The organism is Mycolicibacterium sp. TUM20985 (assembly GCF_030295745.1).
Classification (GTDB): Bacteria; Actinomycetota; Actinomycetes; order Mycobacteriales; family Mycobacteriaceae; genus Mycobacterium.
Genome location: NZ_AP027291.1, coordinates 2234792 through 2252188, shown reverse-complemented (window position 1 = coordinate 2252188; position 17397 = coordinate 2234792). Strand labels below are relative to the sequence as shown.

Genomic DNA, 17397 nt, shown 5'->3' with positions numbered 1-17397 from the left:
GTAGTTCGACGAATGGGCCGGGCGGAGTTCAGTTCGTCCGGCCCCTTCGTCGTGGGGTGGTCACCAGCACTATGCGGACCGCAGTCCGAATAGTAGCGTGGAGACATGACCAATCTGGACGCCCGACTCAACCCTCACGCCCCCACCGTTCTGAGCCTGTTCCGGGTGATCGTCGGCTTGCTGTTTCTGTGCCACGCCACCACTCACCTGTTCGGCTGGCCTCTTGCGGCGCAGCAGGCACCGGTGGGAACCTGGCCCTTCTGGTTCGCCGGCGTGCTCGAATTGGTGACGTCGGTCCTCGTCATCATCGGACTGTTCACCCGCATCGCCGCGTTCGTCGCCTCCGGCGTGATGGCCTTTGCCTTCTTCACACAGCATCTGCCGAGTGGAGTCATTCCCATGACCAACGGTGGCGAGTTGGCCGTTCTCTACTGCTTCGCGTTCTTCCTCCTGGTCTTCACCGGCGGGGGCGCGTGGGCCCTAGATGCCCGGCGCCGCACCGGATCGGTTGCCACCACGGGCACAGCCGCCCGTCGCCGCGGGTTCGGCCTGGGCCGCCGCTAGCGCTCATACACACTCCAGCAACGCGCCGTCGGTGTCGCCGAGGGCGCCGATGGTGGCCAGCGGAACCACCTGACCAGTCATCGGATCCGTTGTCGCGCAAACGATTCCGCACTGCTCCCGATCTACCCGCCTGGCGATGACCGGCGACCGGTTCAGCAGCGCCAGGCCGACCTCGGTGACATGAGCCGCCGTGATCGCCGCCACGGAGTCGGCGGCCGATCCGCGGCGAACGATGGACGACATCGCCTGCTCGACCATCGAGCGAGCAGCGCCGTCGGGTAGCTCCGCGTGATGCCAGGCCCGCATCGTCGCGTGCATCGCCGAGCAATTCTGGTGTCCGAGAACGACGATCAGCGGTAGTTCCAGCGTGTCGACGGCGTACTCCATCGAGGCCAGCACGCCGTTGTCCACGACATGGCCCCAGGTGCTGACGTTCAGCAGCGAACCCCAGCTCTGGCCGAACACCATCTCGCTCGCGACGACGGCATCGGCACAGCGGAACACCACGGCGCTGGGAGGCTCGGACGGCAGGTCCGCCCGACGCGAGCGAATCGGAACGTAGAAAGACTCGTTGCCCAGGCGGAGTCGTTGCAAGGTATCTGAAGGTGTGGACATGACGGTGATCCCTTCTTCTGCGATCGGTCGGGTCAACTGAAGTAGTCGGGGCGGCTGACGTAGGTCTCCGTTACGAACATCACCCCCGGCGAGGCGTCGAGCAGCGGACGCAGCCCGGCCAGCAGGGGTTGGACCTTCGACTCGGGCACCACGGTGATCAGGAGCTCCAGCGTCGCCTGCTGGTTGAACAGGAGCCGGCCCTGGTGATATCCATGGTGACCGAGTCCCGACACACCGGACACGCTGGTGTATCCGGTCGCGCCGACGCTCTGGATCAACTCGCGCACCGCCGGTGCGTCGCTACCGGCGACGACGACCTCGATCTTCGTCATCTTGGTCAGCTCGGGTGTCTTCATCGAACGGCCTCCTCGTCGGAAATGTCTATCTCGGAACGTCTTTCGGACCATGATCGCCATCCCGCGGTGGTCCAGCGTTGCCACGGCCGACCGGCGTCGGACCGGGCGGCAACACCCACCCAGTCGTTCCCAAACAGCCGCTGCAGGATGGGGTTGCGGTCCACCACGGCGTCGATCCGGTCCAGGGGTGCCTGAATCACTGCCAACAGCCGCAGCGGCTCGTGCAACAGCCGGTCGCCGTCCGCCACTGACTGCCAGGGCAGCCCGAGTCGCAGGTCGCCGCTGTGGCCCGCGATCACGCCCGCCGATCCGACGACATTGTGGATGGTCTTGGTGCCGGCGCCGAAGACCTCCGGGGCCACGGCGGAGAAGTAGTACTGGCAGTTGATCCACTGCGCCACGACCAGGGGCGCGGTGAGGATCGTCTCCAGCGCCGTGCCATCGACGTCGACGTCGGCCTCGTAGGAGTGCAGGAACACCCGCCGGCCCAGATCGACCTCCCGCGTGACGTCACGCGGCGCGACGACGAACGCGGCGTTGCCGGCAAGTCCCCACTCGGGATACACCTGCGCCCAGTCTGCACTTCGACCTTCGACGTGGCGTGCCGCGCGACGCGGCGACTTCACCCGCCTCGCCCCGGGCAGCGCCGAGCAGCGTTCTGCGGCGAGTGCCGCCCCTGCGGCGACCAGGTCCTCGTGCAGCCGACGAACGTCGTCGCGATACCCGGCCGGTATCAGGTGCGGGTCCAGGATGCTCACCCGATCGGTCGCGGTGTCGTGTTGTGCGGCAAGGAAGTACGTATCGTCCGGAATGTCGATGCCGACACCGCGCAACTCGCCGCGCACCTCGTCCTGGTTGAGGATGACCGTAGCGGTGCGGGCATTGGGCCCGCCCGCCTGTCCACCGCAGGCGCCGCACTCGAGGGCCGCCTGATAGGGGTTGTTCTCGGTGGCGCTGCCGTGGCCGCACAGCACCACCAGTCGGCCGAAGCCGCGGACCAGACCCATCGTGGTGAGCGCCACCTGGGCGAACAGCGCGCGTTCGGCCAGGGGCATGTCGGTGACGTCGACCACCGCCGGGGCGGGCGGGGCGACCAGACCGTGCAGCCGCCGCCTGATGCCCGCGCTCATCGCGGGGGCGAACGTCTTGACCGCTGACAGCGGTCCCGCCGCCCAGCCGGCCGCCTCGGCGAGCGCGAACGGCGCCGCGGCGGAGTCCTTGGCGATGTGGAACGCCGACTCCGCCCCCGCCAGGCTTCGCGCGCCGGCCAGCTGCCGGGCAGCCGCCTCGGCCGCCCCCGGCACCGGCTCCTCGCGAATGCAGTGACTCGGCGAGATCAGCACCGGGCACAGATCGTTGGCCGCCCCGCCGAGCAGATCGGTGAAGCGAATCGCGACGGCGAAGAACCCGGCGAACCCCAGGGTCTCGTAACCGTCGAAGGCTTCGAGACGTCGGCGCAGACCCTCTGACCGGGTGTCGATGCAACTCACCAGCTGCGTGTGAACCGGCCTGGGTTCCCGGTCTCGTACCCGGCTCAGTTCGGACAGCAGACCGTCGCGGTAGTGTCCCTCGAAGGCGTTCTGCCAGAGCAGCTCTCGCGCGGGGACGGGCAGGATGGTGAGCACCCGGGCCGCAGCCGCCACCTCCGTCTCGCCGACGCCGACGAGTCCCCAGGCATCGATCAGGTCCTCCACCCGCTCTCGCGCCGAGGGAATCCGGTCGGGCACCGCCTCGACGAATCGCCACTCGCCACGGTCCCTCGAGAGCGCCGCCTCGTAGGTGAGCCGAACCGCGAGGTAGTCCACCATGTCGACGCCCATCCCCCTGCCACCGCACCACTGGACGTGAGCGGCCCAGCCGGGAAGGCGAGTGAGGTGCGCTTGCAGATAGAGGATGCGGGTGTCGTCGTCGACCGCCAACGCGGACAACGCGGCCAGTGCGGCGTCGTCTGCCCGATGGGCGACCGCACGCAGCTGCGCCCGTACCCCGCGGGGAAGCGAGCGATCACTCGGCGCAAGTGCCCGCCAGGCCGCATAGAAGCCGTCCTCGCGTCCGGGCATCGGCCACGCACCATGGCCGAAGAACGCCGCACACCACTTGGCCACCTGGTCGTCGACGGTGGCGGCGACGTCAGGCGCGACCCGTTCGGGCCGAATCTGGTTGCGCCGCAATGGCTCGGGCGCCGGACGTCCGTACAGCAGATCGGCCCGTAGCAACGCCACGGGGGTTAGCTCCCGCTGACCGAGGCAGACGGTGGGCCGGTCGAGCAGGTTCGGATAGCGGCGAATCAACGCTTCGTCGAGGTCGGCGTCGGTGATCCGGCCGGCGCGGTGCCGATCACGAAAGACCCTCTCGGGAAGGGTGCCTCGCGCGCCGTAGAGATCACCCGAGCGCCGGATCGCCTGTTCGAAGGGCGTGGATTCCAGACCGGCCAGTGGGTTGACCGCAATGAAGGTCTCCAGCGGATAGTGCGTGGGCAGCACCCGCGCGGCGAGCGTGACGTCGCTGCGGAGTTGCGCGCGTCGGGTCTCGGAACCAGAGTGCGTCACGGTGGTCACGATGGCGCTCCTGTCAGTCGGCGGGGCAGGGACATCGGAACGTGGCCTGCGGTCAACACCCGGGCGTACACGGCACGGTGCAGTCGACCGGGCGACCACCGCAGCACGGCGAGGAGGCCGAGCGCACCGAGGGCTGCGGCGGCGATCAGCCAGACCGTGACCGTCGCCGGCACCGCCGCCGGAAGTGCCGGCACCAGGAATCCGCCGACCGCGTTGATCAGCCCGACGTAGAGGAAGGACACCGGTACCAGGACGGCTCCCGCCGCGAGGATGCCGCCGGCACCCGGGCGTCGCTGCAGCCAGCCCCACGTCATCGAGGCGCCGGTCACCCAGGCGAAGAGCAGCAGGGCGTGCCCTGCGGCGTGGTCCCCGATCGGCGCGGGAAGTGTCAGTGCCGCAGCGGCGAGCCCGGCGGCGGGTAGGGCCGCCGCGACGATCGCGTCGAGTCGCCGGACCCGAGGCCGCAACGGACGGGCGGGCGGGCTGGCAGCCTGCCGACGGTGGTGGGCGATGGCAGAGCCCGAGGACAGGAACAGGGTGGCCTTGTAGAAACCGTGCGCGACGAGGTGGAACACCGCCGCCGCCCAGAGCCCGAGCCCGCAGGTCAGGATCATGAAGCCCATCTGGGCCATCGTCGAATGCGCAAGAGCCCCTTTGACATCCGGCTTCACCAGCATGACGGCCGCGCCGTAGACCATGGTGGCGGCACCGGCGACGATGATCAGCGTGCGCGCCAGGTTGCCGGTCACCAGCGGGCTCAGCCGGATCAGCAGGATTCCGCCCGCGTTGACCACGCCGGCATGGAGCAGCGCCGAGACCGGCGTCGGCGCCGCCAGCGTGGCGGGCAGCCACCCGTGGAACGGGATCTGGGAGGACCGGGACAGCGCGGCGACGACGATGAGACACGCCACCACTGGCGCCACCGGCCCCGTCGGCGTGACGGGGTCGGCGGCGCGCAGGTCGACAGTCCCCCACCGGACGGTGACCAGGACGACCGCGGTCCACAGCGCCAGGTCGCCGATCAGGAATGCCGTCACGGTTCGCTTCACTCCCTCGCGCCCGGCCGGCAGGTGCCAGTACGTGCCCAGGAGCAGACACAGCGCGGCGCCCGCCAGGGTCCAGGCGAGCGCCAGACCGATTAACGTGGCTGCCGTCACCAGCCCTGCCGAGGCGGCGGTGATCAGACTGGCTCCTGCGACGAACCACGGTGCCCGGGGATCTCCTGCGAGGTAGCGCACGGCGAAGGATTGGACGACGACGCTGACCCCGAACACCAGGAGCAGCATCACCGCGGCGAGCTGGTCCGCCGACACGGCCAGGCCCCCGAACACCGCCGACACCACGGCACCGTCCGCGGCTCGGACGGCGAGGACGGCGGCGCCGATCAACCCGAGCCCGGCGGCCAGCACCCCGACGTGACCGACCGGCCGCGGGTACCACTTCCCCGTCATCAGGGCGATCGGCGCGACCGTGGCCGGTACCACCACCATCGCCACCAGGATTCCCGCCAACATGGGACACAAATTACATGTTTTGAAATACGCGTGTCAAGCTTCGTGAATTACGTGTCGGTATCGATGGGTCCAGCCCGCCCGCGCGGCGCATTTCCGGTCTTCCCAGGCCGGAACTACACTTCCGGCATGGCGGAGTGGACGTTTCTGACCAACCACGCCCATGCCCTCCTGTGCATCGCCCGCGACCCGGGCATCCGGCTGCGCGACGTCGCCGAGCGCGTGGGCGTCACCGAGCGAGCGGCCCAACGCATCGTCAGCGATCTCGTCGAAGCCGGTTACCTGGACCGGTTGCGGGAAGGCCGACGCAACTACTACCGCATCCGCGACGACCGGCCGTTGCGACATCCGGTCGAACGAGGTCACCGCATCGGCGAGATCCTGGCTGTCCTGCACGACCACGAGGAAGCCGGTAGCGAGACCTAGACGTCGAGCGCCAGATCCTTGCGGAAGCGCTTCATGCCATCGATCTTCTCGGCCGTCGTCGCGTTGGGTCCCGTGTAGAACATCCACGGCATTGTCATGATGTGGGTGATACCCGCAACCTCGGCACGCTTGTAGTCCGGGATGGTCAGCGCGTCGGTCAGCGGGGTCAGGATGGTGAAACCGTCCATCGTCAAACCCCTTTCGGCGCGGAGTTCGCGTAGGCGTCGAGCTCCCGCGATGGCCCGCTCGGTACTGATCAGGTCGCCGATCCACCCATCGTTGCGGGCGGCACGGCGGAGCGCGACGTCGCTCAGCCCGCCGACGTAGATCGGGATGTGCGGCGGGGTGGGTTCCATCTCCAAGCGGGGTGTGCGGTAGAACTCGCCGTCGAACTCGGTCCAGCCCGGCGCCCAGAGCGCACGGAGGAGTTCGAGCATCTCGTCGGTGCGCTTGCCGCGGCGGTCGAACCGCTGGCCCATCAAGGTGAACTCTTCCTCGCACCACCCGACCCCGACACCCAGTTCGACCCGTCCGTCGGCTAGATGAGCGGCGGTACCAACGGCTTTCGCGACCGAGTACGGGTCCCGCATGCCGGGGATGTACACCGTGGTGACGAAGTGCAGTCGCTCGGTGACCTGAGCGAGGGCGCCGATCAGCACCCAGGGGTCGGGCCAGTCGGTGAACGGCGGCCACCGGCGTTGACCGTCCTTGGTGTACGGGTACGGCGTGGCCAGCTTCTCCAGGTTGACGACGTGATCGGGGATGGCGAACCCATCATATCCGAGATCGTCTGCGGCCCTTGCCAACTCGACGACTTCGCGGGTCTTCAGGAACGCTGGGCTGACATAGAACTTCACCCGGCATCCCGCGCCCATGCCGGCCGGATGAACACACCGTCGGCCTCCACGCTCCAGCCGTCCGTGTCGCCGAGGTAGCCCCGCGCGTAGGTCTTGATTCCCTCGGTCCTCTCGATGAACGCCTCCGCCCGAAGCGGACCCAGTGGCGTGCCCCGCAGGTAGCGCAGCGTGATGGTGCCGGTGAATACGGGCTTGGTCAGTCCGTCACTGGCGACTTCCCCGAGGATGTGGTCGAGCACCAGGGCGCAGATGCCGCCGTGCACCAGACCCGGCGGCCCCTCGTAGGCCAACCCGAGGTCGAACTCGGCCCAGCAGCGACCGGACTCCTCGTGCTGAATGTCCATCGGCGGGGCGATCGCATTGCGCAGTCCTACCGCGGGATTGGCCCACGCCAGCGGCCGACCCGTCCCCGCATGTCGCAGTGTCGACGTGGCGGCGCGCTGGGTGCTGCGCAGCCGGGCCGTGACCGCCTCGATGGCGGCCCGGGCGTCGGCGACGGTGTCCTCGTCGACGTCGGTGCGGATACCCGCATCGATCAACTCGCGAATGGCCTGCGTCAGCGGAGCGTGCATCATCCGCTGCCGGTCGTACTCCTCGGCGCTGATGAGGTCGAACGGAAAGTTCATGCTCATTCGCCAAAGACCCTTCGTACCACCGTCTTCGCCCGGCGGGTCACCCGCAGGTAGTTGTCCAGGAACTCGCTGCCATCGCTGTTGGGCCAGCCCGCCGCCGCGGCAACGGCGTTGAGCTGACGGCCCGGCCCGGGCAGTTGGTCGGTTGGCTTGCCGCGGACGAGCACCAACGCGTTGCGTGCCCGCGTTGCGGTCAGCCAGGCGTGTCGGAGCAGGTCGACGTCACCCTCGGCGATCAGCTCGGCGGCGCCGATGGCGTCGAGGGTGTCCAACGTAGAGGTGCTGTGCAGAGCCGGAATTCGGTGCGCATACCGCAGCTGGAGAAGCTGGACCGTCCACTCGACGTCGGCGAGGCCGCCGCGCCCGAGCTTGGTGTGCGTGTTCGGATCAGCGCCACGCGGCAGCCGCTCGGCGTCGATGCGCGCCTTGAGGCGTCGAATCTCCCGCACCGCGTCCGGGGACACACCTCCCGGCGGGTAGCGGGTCTTGTCGACCATCAGCAGGAAGCGAAGGCCGAGATCCCGGTCGCCCGCCACGCAGTGGGCCCGGAGAAGTGCCTGGACCTCCCACGTGTGGGCGAACCGGGCGTAGTACACGGCATAGGAGCCGAGGGTGCGGACCAACGGCCCGCTCCGTCCCTCGGGCCGCAGGTTGATGTCGACTTCCAGCGGCGGGTCGGCGCTCGGCGTACCCAACAACGCGCGCACCTGCTCGGCGATGGTGACCGACCACTTCACCGCCGCGGATTCCTCGACCTCGCCGACGGGCTCGCAGACGAACATCACGTCGGCGTCGGAGCCGTAGCCCAACTCTCCGCCGCCCAGCCTGCCCATGCCGATGACCGCGATCCGCGCCAACGGGCCACCGGCAGGGGTGTTCGCCCGCATCACCACGTCCAGCGCGGCCTGCAGCACGGCGACCCACACCGACGTCAAGGCCCGACAGACGTCGGTCACCTCGAGCATTCCCAACAGGTCGGCCGACGCGACGCGGGCCAGCTCGCGACGGCGCAGAGTCCTGGCCGCCGCGATGGCCCGCAGCGGCTCGTCCTGCCGGCCGGCGGACGCGACCAGCGCCTTGGCCAGTCCGTCGGGTTCGACCTCCAGCAACTTCGGTCCCGCGGGTCCGTCGGCGTACTGCAGGATCACCTCGGGTGCACGCATCAGGAGTTCGGGGACGAACGCCGAGATGCCCAGGACACGCATGAGTCGCTTGGCGACGGCGCCCTCGTCGCGCAGCGATGCCAGGAACCAGCGCTGGTCGGCGAGAGCCTCGCTGATGCGACGGTAGGCCAGCAGCCCGGCGTCGGGATCGGGCGTGTCGGACAGCCAGTCCAGCAGCGTCGGCAGCAGTACCTGCTGCACTCGTCCGCGTCGGCCGCTGCTACCGGTCAGGGCGGCGAGATGGGTCAGCGCGCTCTGCGGGCCCTCGTATCCCAGTGCGGCGAGCTGACGTTCGGCCGCCGCGGACGACATGCTCGGGGAGAAGTCGACGGCACCCTCGACGGACTCCAGCAGCGGTTGGTAGAACAGCTTGGCGTGCAGCCGTGACACCCGCAGGCTCTGCCGTTTGAGCTCCTCGCGCAGCACGCCGATCGCGTCGTGCTGACCGTCGGGGCGCATGTGCGCCGCACGGGCCAGCCACCGCATCGCCTCGTCGTCGTCGGGTTCGGGGAGCATGTGGGTGCGCTTGAGCCGCTGCAGTTGCAGTCGGTGTTCGAGCAACCGCAGGAATTCGTAGGACGCAGTGAGGTTGGCGGCGTCGTCCCGACCTATGTAACCGCCCGCGCCGAGCGCGGCGATCGCGTCGACCGTCGACGTCACCTGAAGCGATTCGTCGTTGCGGCCGTGGACGAGTTGCAGCAGCTGCACCGCGAACTCGACGTCGCGGAGCCCTCCGGTGCCCAGCTTGATCTCGCGCGCCCTAACCCCGGCGGGCACCAGTTCCTCGACCCGCCGCCGCATCGCCTGAACCTCGGAGACGAAGTCCTCACGTTCGGAGGCCGCCCACACCATCGGCTTCAGCGCCGCCATGTACTGCTCGCCCAGCGCGCGGTCACCGACCGCCGGGCGCGCCTTCAGCAGGGCCTGGAACTCCCACGTCTTGGCCCACCGCTCGTAGTACGCCACATGGGATTCCAGCGTGCGGACGAGCTGCCCCTGCTTGCCCTCGGGCCGCAGCGCGGCGTCCACTTCGAAGAAGGCGTCGCCGGCGAATCGCATCATCTCGCCGGCCACCCTGGTGGTGATCGGGTCGGCCTGCTCGGCGACGAAGATGACGTCGACGTCGCTGACATAGTTCAGTTCGCGCGCCCCGCTCTTGCCCATCGCGATGACGGCCAGTCGTGGGTGCGGCGGCGCGCCGTCCTTGCCGTCCTTGCACACGGTCCTGGTGGCGACGATCAGCGCAGCACCCAGGGCCGCGTCGGCGAGATCGGCGAGGTGCTCCCCCACCGTCGGGAACGGCAGCACCGGTTCGTTCTCGACGGTCGGCGCCAGATCCAGTGCAGCCAGCACCAGCAGCCGGTCGCGGTAGAGAACGCGCAATTCGTTTGTCTCAGAGGACTTCTCGGCCAGGTCGGCGAAGACGCGAGACAGTTCGGCAGCGCTGGGCAGGGTGACGCTGCCCGCCAGCAGGTGCCACGACCGTGGCTGCGCGATCAGGTGGTCGGCGAGTGCCATCGACGAGCCCAGCACGCCGAACAGCCGGCCGCGCAGCCCGCGGTCCTTGACCAGAGCCCGGTTCAGCTCGTCCCAGTCGTCGTCGAGCGCATCGGCGAGCCGGACCATCGAGCGCAGGGCGGTATCGGCGTCCGGGGCGCGGGACAGCGACCACAACAGTTCCACGTGCTCGACGGCGTTCCACCCCAGCCGGTCCAGATCCGCCCGTGCGGGCGGTTCGACCAGACCCAGCCTGCCCACGCTGGGCAACGTCGGTCGTTGCGTCGCGGGTTTGGCCACGCAGGAACGTTATCGCACCGGCTCGGCCGGCCCGCCTCTACAGGGACAGGTAGGTCTTCAGTTCGTACGGGGTGACGCTGCTGCGGTAGGTCTCCCACTCGGCGCGCTTGTTGCGCAGGAAGAAGTCGAAGACGTGCTCGCCGAGGGCTTCGGCGACCAGCTCGGAGTTCTCCATCTCGCTGAGCGCCATGCCGAGACTGCCCGGCAGCTCCTTGTAGCCCATGGCGCGGCGTTCCTCGGGGGTGAGCGTCCAGACGTTGTCCTCGGCCTGCGGCCCGAGGACGTAGTTCTTCTCGACACCGCGCAGACCCGCTGCCAGCAGGACGGCGAACGCCAGGTACGGGTTGCAGGCCGAGTCGGGGCTGCGTACCTCGATGCGGCGGGAGGACGCCTTGCGCGGGGTGTACATCGGCACCCGGACGAGCGCGGACCGGTTGGCCGCACCCCAGGACGCTGCGGTCGGTGCCTCGCCTCCGTGGACCAGCCTCTTGTAGGAGTTCACCCACTGGTTGGTGACGGCGCTGATCTCGCTGGCGTGCTCGAGGATTCCTGCGATGAACGACTTTCCGATGGCCGAGAGCTGCAGCGGGTCGTCCGGGGTGTGGAAGGCATTCGTGTCGCCTTCGAAGAGGCTCATGTGGGTGTGCATGGCCGAGCCCGGGTACTGGCTGAACGGTTTCGGCATGAACGACGCGCGCACGCCCTCGGTCAGCGCGACCTCCTTGACGACGTAGCGGAACGTCATCACGTTGTCGGCCATCGACAGGGCGTCGGCGTACCGCAGGTCGATCTCCTGCTGTCCGGGTGCACCTTCGTGGTGACTGAACTCCACCGAGATGCCCATCGACTCGAGCGCGTCGATCGCATGTCGCCGGAAGTTGGGCGCCGAATCGTGCACGGCCTGATCGAAGTAACCGCCGTTGTCGGCGGGGATGGGTTCGGAACCGTCGTCCGGGCCGGGCTGCAGCAGGAAGAACTCGATCTCCGGATGGACGTAGCAGGAGAAGCCGAGATCGCTCGCCTTGGCCAGCTGCCTGCGCAGCACGTGCCGCGAGTCTGCCCAGGACGGCGATCCGTCGGGCATCGTGATGTCGCAGAACATCCGGGCGGAGTGGTGCTTGCCCGCGCTCGTCGTCCACGGAAGCACCTGGAAGGTCGACGGATCGGGGCGGGCCACGGTGTCGGATTCGGAGACCCGGGCGAAACCCTCGATCGACGAACCGTCGAAGCCAATGCCCTCTTCGAATGCGCCCTCGAGTTCGGCAGGCGCGATCGCGACTGACTTGAGGTACCCGAGGACGTCGGTGAACCACAACCGGACGAACCGAATGTCGCGCTCCTCGAGCGTCCGGAGCACGAATTCCTTCTGCCGATCCATGTGCGAAGCGTAGGCACCGGCTGTTAATTCTGTGTTACGCGCCTGCTGCATGTCGTGTTCGGCGGCGCTCTCAGCGCGGCCGGCAGAGGAACCACGCCTGACTGCTGGCGAAGCCGCGCAGCTGTCCGACGGGCGTGAACTGGGTCTCCTCGACGACGAGGTGGTGCGCAACCCGCTCGCGGAGGGCGCGCCAATTGAAGCCGAAGTGCGAGTACCCCTCGGCACCGTCGACCTTGTAGAGCGGCCGCTCAACCGATGTGTTGCGGCCAGCAAACACCATCTTGGCGGCGTCGGCGGCGGTGTAGCGCTCCACCATGTGATAGCTGCTGTTACCCATGCGCCTGGCCAGGGCGCGGATCGACTGCTTCAGGACGAACGACGGACCGATCTCGATCGGCACGCTGACGATGACGCGGCCGCCGGGCGCGGCCAGCCGGGCCAGGTCGGCCAGCACGATCTCGACGATGTCCTCGGTGCAGTGTTCGAGAGTCTCCATGCAGGTCACGACGTCGAAGGTGCCGTCATACTCGCTGGTCAGCTCGCCGATCACGGAGAAGCTCACGTCGTCGAGATCGGCGAAGCGCTCCTTGCAGCCCTCGATCTGGTTGGCGTCGATGTCGGCGCCGTGGCCCTTCTCGTACTTTGCGGCCGCCATCGCGAGGAACGTGCCGTCCCCGCAGCCGTAGTCGAGCAGGTTGGCGGCGTCGTCGTCGATCAGGCTGATCGCCTTGACGAACCGCGACCGGTGACTCCACGCGATGACCTTGTTGGAGTTGCCGATCTGATCGCGGTAGTAATGGCCGTCCTCGACGACGGTGCTGGTGTCGTTGTCCATCGGGTGCAGTTTTCCTTCGTCGGTCACGCATACGAATGCGTTCGGTTCGCCCGACACTAGTCGAGCGAAGGACCGAAGGCCACCTGCCAGGCCGCTCCAGCTAACACTGAAGGTTGGGCGGTGGCGGAACCGAATCCACCAGGAACGCCACCACGGCGGAGTCGACGCAGGCATCGCCGTTGAACACCACGGTGTGCTGCGTGCCGTTGAATGTGATCAGCGAGGCGTCCATCTCGCGGGCCAGGTCGACACCCGCCTCATACGGGGTGGCGGGATCGTGGGTGGTCGAGACGACGACGACTTTGCCCGGCCCCGGTGACGTGGCGCCCTGGGGTGCCGAGGTCGGAGGTACCGGCCACATGGAGCAGGCGTCCCTGGGCGCGAGTCCGGTGAACTCGCCGTAGGCCATGAACGGTGCAGCCGCGCGGGCCTGGCGGTCGGCCTCGGCCCATACCGACGGATCGGTCGGGTAGGGCGAATCGACGCACCGGATCGCGGTGAACGCATCCTGCTGGTTCGAGTAGTGCCCGTTCGCGTCGCGCTCCTGATAGTCGTCGGCCAGCAACAACAGGTCACCGGCGTCGGTGCCGCGTTGCAGCCCGAGCAGACCACTGGTGAGGAATTTCCAGTAGCGCTCGGTGTAGAGCGCGTTCACCGTGCCGGTGATGGCGTCCTGGTAGCTCAGCCCCCTCGGGTCCGACGTCGGCGCCGGCCGTTGCACGAGCGGGTCCACCAGCTGGTGATATCGCGCGACGAACTGCGTCGGGTCCTGGCCCAGCGGGCAGTCGACCGACCGGGCGCAGTCGGCGGCGTAGTCGTCGAACGCGGTCTGGAAGCCGGCGAGCTGACGGATGTTCTCCGCGATGGGATCCGAGCTGGGGTCGACGGCACCGTCGAGCACCATGGCCCGCACGCGGTCACCGAACAGTTCGGCGTACCTGGCGCCGAGCTCCGTTCCATAGGAGTAGCCGAGGTAGTTGATCTGGCTCTCCCCCAACGCGGCGCGGACGACGTCCATGTCGCGTGCGGTCGACGCCGTGCCGACGTTCGCCAGGAAGTCCCGCCCGGTGCGGTCGATGCAGTTCTGCGCCATCTGCTGGTAGATCTGCTCGATGCGGGCCACGCCCTCGGCGCTGTAGTCGGTGAGGGATTCGCGGCGGTAGGCGTCGAACTCGGCGTCGGTGCGGCAGCGCACCTGCGGGGTGGAGTGCCCGACGCCACGGGGGTCGAACCCGACCAGATCGAAGCGACGGCCGACGTCGGTGTCGGCGAGGCCCATCGCCATCCCCGCGACGGTGTCGACGGCCGAGGCGCCGGGGCCGCCGGGGTTGACCAAGAGGATTCCGATTCGGTCACCGGTGGCCGGCACCCGGATGACGGCAAGGGACGTTTGCGGCCCTTCGGGATTCGCATAATCGATGGGCACGCCGATGGTTCCGCACTGCGCGGCGGGTATGGGGGTAACCGCCCCGAGGAAGTCGGCGCAGCTGCCCCATACGGGCGGCTGACCGTAGTTCACGGTGGGCTGCCCCTCGGGTGACGCCCACGCGGCGGGTCCGGTGAAAGTCGACACCAGTACCGGTGCGAGCAGTGCCGCGATCAGCCTGCCCACCAACCACATGGCGAACATCGTTGCACGCAAAGGCCTTCGGTGGTGAAGCGGGGCACCAGCAGAGACGTGTCGGCAACCGGACGGTGATCCGACGGTGACCTACTCCTCAGCAGCGCGCGCCTGGCGGCGGTACCGCGACGTCGACCAGGTACTTGGCGGCGATGTCGTCGACGCAGGCGTCGCCCTGGAACACCACCGTGTGCTGCGTGCCCTCGAACGTCAGCAGGGACCCACCGAGTTGCTTGGCCAGGTCGACGCCGGCCTGATACGGCGTCGCCGGATCGTTCGTCGTCGACACCACCAGCACGGGCGGCAGACCCGCCACCTCGAGCTGGTGCGGCGTGGACGTCGCGGGCACGGGCCAGAACGCGCACGTGCCCAGCGGCGCGTTGCCGGTGAACTGCCCGTAGCTCATGAACGGCGCCACCTCGCGGGCGCGCCGGTCCTCGTCGATGATCGTCTTGCGATCCTTGATCGGCGGCTCGTCGACGCAGTTGACCGCGACCCGCACGTCGGTCGAATTGTTGTAGTGCCCTTGCTCGTCGCGCCCCATGTACAGGTCCGCCAACGCCAGCATGGTGTCACCGGAGCCCCGCTTGAGTTCGGACAGGCCCTGCGTGAGATGGCGCCACAGGTTGGGCGAGTACAGCGGCAGGATGGTGCCGATGACGGAGTCGCTGTAGCTCAGGCCGCGCGGGTCCTTGGTCTTGGCGGGGTTCTCCACCAATGGTTCGACGAGGCTCTTGTAGACGTCGACGGCCTTCGCCGGGTCGGTACCGAGGGGACAGTCCGGGCCCTGCGCGCAGTCCGCCGCGTAGTCGTTGAACGCGGTCTGGAAGGCGGCCGCCTGACGGATGTCGGCCTCGACTGGGTCGGCGTTGGGGTCGACGGCGCCGTCGAGGATCATCGCGCGCACGTTCTGCGGGTAGGCCTCCGCGTACGCCGAGCCGATGCGGGTGCCGTACGAGTAGCCGAGATACGTCAGCTTCTGGTCACCGAGCGCAATGCGCATGGCCTCGAGATCCTTTGCCACGCTTACCGTTCCGACGTTGGCAAGAAACTCTTCGCCCATCTTCTCGACACAGCGGTCGACGAACTGCTTGGTCTCCGATTCGATGTGCGCGACACCCTCGGGCGTGTAGTCGACCTGCGGGTCGGCCCTCAGCCTGTCGTTGTCGGCATCGGAGTTGCACCACACCGCGGGGGTGGACGACCCCACGCCGCGGGGATCGAAGCCGACGAGGTCGAACCGCTGCCGGACGGACTCGGGCATGGTTCCCACCAGCGAGGCGGCCGCTTGCACACCCGACTCTCCCGGACCGCCGGGATTCACGATCAAGGAACCGATCTTGTCGCCGGTGGCCTTGAACCGGATCATGGCGATCCGCGCGACGTCACCGTCGGGCTTGGCGTAATCAACCGGCACCGAGAGCATTCCGCATTCCGCACCCGCAGGGATCCGAATGTCCGACGACGCCAGATCACACTGCGACCAGTCGACCGGCGAGCCCGGCCTCGGCGTCGCGATGACGCCGCGACCGTCGACCACTCTGCTGCAGCCCGCCACCAGCAGCACCACCAAGGCGGCCGCGAGGACCCCGCGTCTGAGGTTCATGGCTGTCATGCTGCCATGAAGACCCGTCGGCCCAGCTGAGGGCACTGCCAGCGGCGCTACCGGGTCGCCTCGAGCAACTCCTCCATTGCCACGGCGAAGTCGTCGGCCATGTCCCACAGGTCGGGCACCAGCTCGGGGCAGGAGATGAGGCCCACGTCGAGCGTGCCGAGCAACGACATCACGGTGATGTTCAGCCCGGAGCCGTGGAAGATCGGTCCGAGCGGGTACATCGCGTGGACCTGGGCCCCCAGGAAGTACAGCGGGATCTGCGGCCCCGGCACGTTGGACACGACGAGGTTGTGCACGGGCAGGGCACTGGTCAGCCGGCTGGACGCGTAGACGCGCATCGCGACGCCGAACACGGCGGGTGCGGCGAACTGCGACCAGTCCTGCAACAGGGTTGCCCCGATCGCCGCACTGTGTTGTTTGGCAACGGAATTCGCCTCGGCGATCGACTTCAACCGCTCGGCGGCACCTTCGATGTCGGTGTACAGGCTGGCGAACATGCCCGACACCTGGTTGCGGCCCGGCCGGTCCGACTTGTCGTGGACCGAAACCGGCACCATCGCCACCAGCGTGCTGTCGGGCAGTTCGTCGCGGTCCATCAGATACCGCCTCAGCACGCCCGCCACCAGAGCCATGACGACGTCGTTGACCTTGACGCCGAAGTGGTTCTTGACGGCCTTGACGTCCTCGAGGTCCAGTTGCGCGAAGGCGACGTTGCGGTGTCCGGTGACCGTGTCGTTGAAGCGTGTCGTCGGGGCCGCGAACGGGGCCGCCATGGTCAGCCCGCTGCGGGCGCGCCGGACGGTGTCCACCACCGTCGACAACGTCGACGGCAGCACGTTCATCAGCTTCAGCGGACGGGTGGCGTACTTGATGGCGCCGCCCACCGCGATCTCGAAGTCCGATCCGCCACCCACGCCGTCGACCGGGTCGGGGGGCGGCGCGTCGGGCTCGGTGGTGCACAGCTGCGACATCAGGTTGGCGCCGGTGACCCCGTCCACGCCCGCGTGGTGCACCTTGGTCAGCACGGCGAGCTTGCCGCCGTCGTGCGCGTCGGTGCCGTCGACGTTCTCGATGATCCACATCTCCCACAGCGGTCTGCTGCGGTCGAGGGTCAGTGAAGCGATGTGCCCGCAAATCTCGGCGAGCTCGACACGGCCGCCGGGTCCCGGCAGTCCGATGCGGTGCAGGTGCCGGTCGACGTCGAAGTCGCGGTCCTCCACCCACACCGGGTGATCGATGTTGAAGCGGTTGTCGCCGAGCTTCTCCCGGAACTCCGGCATCGCCCTGATCCTCAGACCGAGGGCATCCCGCAGCCGGGCGAAGGTGTAGCCGCCGGGGATGGTGGCGGTGTCGATCTCGAGGATCGAACACACGTGCAGCGGCTGCGCAGGGCTCTCGAGGTAGAGGAAGCTGGCGTCGAGTCCGCTGAGCCGTTGCATCCGCCGATCGTAGGCCCGGCAATTACCCGA

General features: G+C 68.4%; 14 protein-coding genes. 2 read left to right on the top strand and 12 right to left on the bottom strand.

What is annotated here, in order from left to right:
- The first annotated feature begins 105 nt into the window (after positions 1 to 105).
- Positions 106 to 564, top strand: coding sequence for a DoxX family protein (locus QUE68_RS11020; RefSeq protein WP_284226029.1), 459 nt, complete (start codon positions 106 to 108; stop codon positions 562 to 564).
- A 3-nt stretch (positions 565 to 567) separates the two neighbouring features.
- On the opposite strand, the gene QUE68_RS11015 is transcribed toward QUE68_RS11020, so the two are convergent.
- The 4 genes from QUE68_RS11015 to QUE68_RS11000 are packed head-to-tail and all read right to left on the bottom strand — an operon-like array spanning position 568 to position 5607.
- On the bottom strand, positions 568 to 1179 hold the full coding sequence (locus QUE68_RS11015) for a carbonic anhydrase (protein WP_286275621.1): 612 nt from the start codon (positions 1177 to 1179) through the stop codon (positions 568 to 570).
- 32 nt (positions 1180 to 1211) lie between these two features.
- Positions 1212 to 1535, bottom strand: a complete 324-nt coding sequence (locus QUE68_RS11010; protein ID WP_284226026.1) for a P-II family nitrogen regulator — start codon at positions 1533 to 1535, stop codon at positions 1212 to 1214.
- On the bottom strand, positions 1532 to 4093 hold the full coding sequence (locus tag QUE68_RS11005; protein ID WP_286275620.1) for a DUF2309 domain-containing protein: 2562 nt from the start codon (positions 4091 to 4093) through the stop codon (positions 1532 to 1534). The genes QUE68_RS11010 and QUE68_RS11005 overlap by 4 nt, the downstream gene beginning before the upstream one ends.
- A complete protein-coding gene (locus QUE68_RS11000; RefSeq protein ID WP_286275619.1) occupies positions 4090 to 5607 on the bottom strand; it encodes a proton-conducting transporter transmembrane domain-containing protein in 1518 nt (505 codons plus the stop codon). The genes QUE68_RS11005 and QUE68_RS11000 overlap by 4 nt, the downstream gene beginning before the upstream one ends.
- A 126-nt stretch (positions 5608 to 5733) precedes the next feature.
- Between QUE68_RS11000 and QUE68_RS10995 the strand changes: the two genes are divergently transcribed.
- Positions 5734 to 6030 carry a helix-turn-helix transcriptional regulator gene (locus QUE68_RS10995; RefSeq protein ID WP_284226022.1) on the top strand — a complete coding sequence of 99 codons (297 nt, stop codon included), beginning with the start codon at positions 5734 to 5736 and terminating at the stop codon, positions 6028 to 6030.
- Here the strand turns inward: QUE68_RS10995 and QUE68_RS10990 are convergent.
- The 8 genes from QUE68_RS10990 to QUE68_RS10955 all read right to left on the bottom strand — a co-directional run bounded on the left by QUE68_RS10990 (position 6027) and on the right by QUE68_RS10955 (position 17367).
- Positions 6027 to 6887 (bottom strand): TIGR03619 family F420-dependent LLM class oxidoreductase, encoded by an 861-nt coding sequence (locus QUE68_RS10990; RefSeq protein WP_286275618.1) that lies wholly within the window; start codon positions 6885 to 6887, stop codon positions 6027 to 6029. The two genes, QUE68_RS10995 and QUE68_RS10990, sit on opposite strands and share 4 nt — an antisense overlap.
- Entirely contained in the window at positions 6884 to 7513 is a 630-nt protein-coding gene (locus tag QUE68_RS10985; protein WP_284230840.1) for a PaaI family thioesterase, read from the bottom strand. The genes QUE68_RS10990 and QUE68_RS10985 overlap by 4 nt, the downstream gene beginning before the upstream one ends.
- A gap of 2 nt (positions 7514 to 7515) precedes the next feature.
- A complete protein-coding gene (locus tag QUE68_RS10980) occupies positions 7516 to 10479 on the bottom strand; it encodes a bifunctional [glutamine synthetase] adenylyltransferase/[glutamine synthetase]-adenylyl-L-tyrosine phosphorylase (RefSeq protein WP_286275617.1) in 2964 nt (987 codons plus the stop codon).
- Between the two features lie 37 nt (positions 10480 to 10516).
- The gene (gene glnA / locus QUE68_RS10975) at positions 10517 to 11857 is read right to left on the bottom strand and encodes a type I glutamate--ammonia ligase (RefSeq protein ID WP_284226018.1); all 1341 of its coding nucleotides are present in this window, start codon (positions 11855 to 11857) and stop codon (positions 10517 to 10519) included.
- 70 nt (positions 11858 to 11927) lie between these two features.
- The gene (locus tag QUE68_RS10970) at positions 11928 to 12719 is read right to left on the bottom strand and encodes a class I SAM-dependent methyltransferase (protein ID WP_284226016.1); all 792 of its coding nucleotides are present in this window, start codon (positions 12717 to 12719) and stop codon (positions 11928 to 11930) included.
- A gap of 73 nt (positions 12720 to 12792) precedes the next feature.
- Positions 12793 to 14322: an alpha/beta hydrolase gene (locus tag QUE68_RS10965; protein ID WP_284226015.1), complete on the bottom strand. Its 1530-nt coding sequence runs from the start codon at positions 14320 to 14322 to the stop codon at positions 12793 to 12795.
- An 88-nt stretch (positions 14323 to 14410) separates the two neighbouring features.
- A complete protein-coding gene (locus QUE68_RS10960) occupies positions 14411 to 15919 on the bottom strand; it encodes an alpha/beta hydrolase (RefSeq protein ID WP_284226014.1) in 1509 nt (502 codons plus the stop codon).
- Positions 15920 to 15975: 56 nt separating this feature from the next.
- On the bottom strand, positions 15976 to 17367 hold the full coding sequence (locus QUE68_RS10955) for a WS/DGAT/MGAT family O-acyltransferase (protein WP_284226013.1): 1392 nt from the start codon (positions 17365 to 17367) through the stop codon (positions 15976 to 15978).
- Positions 17368 to 17397 lie beyond the last annotated feature (30 nt).

Excerpts from the sequence above, each read along its gene's own strand:
- QUE68_RS10955 (WP_284226013.1), bottom strand. The coding sequence starts at position 17,367 with ATGCAACGGCTCAGCGGACTCGACGCCAGCTTCCTCTACCTCGAGAGC.
- QUE68_RS10985 (WP_284230840.1), bottom strand. The coding sequence starts at position 7,513 with ATGAACTTTCCGTTCGACCTCATCAGCGCCGAGGAGTACGACCGGCAG.
- QUE68_RS11000 (WP_286275619.1), bottom strand. The coding sequence starts at position 5,607 with ATGTTGGCGGGAATCCTGGTGGCGATGGTGGTGGTACCGGCCACGGTC.
- QUE68_RS11020 (WP_284226029.1), top strand. The coding sequence starts at position 106 with ATGACCAATCTGGACGCCCGACTCAACCCTCACGCCCCCACCGTTCTG.
- QUE68_RS11015 (WP_286275621.1), bottom strand. The coding sequence starts at position 1,179 with ATGTCCACACCTTCAGATACCTTGCAACGACTCCGCCTGGGCAACGAG.
- QUE68_RS10960 (WP_284226014.1), bottom strand. The coding sequence starts at position 15,919 with ATGAACCTCAGACGCGGGGTCCTCGCGGCCGCCTTGGTGGTGCTGCTG.
- QUE68_RS10995 (WP_284226022.1), top strand. The coding sequence starts at position 5,734 with ATGGCGGAGTGGACGTTTCTGACCAACCACGCCCATGCCCTCCTGTGC.
- QUE68_RS10965 (WP_284226015.1), bottom strand. The coding sequence starts at position 14,322 with ATGTTCGCCATGTGGTTGGTGGGCAGGCTGATCGCGGCACTGCTCGCA.
- glnA (WP_284226018.1), bottom strand. The coding sequence starts at position 11,857 with ATGGATCGGCAGAAGGAATTCGTGCTCCGGACGCTCGAGGAGCGCGAC.
- QUE68_RS11010 (WP_284226026.1), bottom strand. The coding sequence starts at position 1,535 with ATGAAGACACCCGAGCTGACCAAGATGACGAAGATCGAGGTCGTCGTC.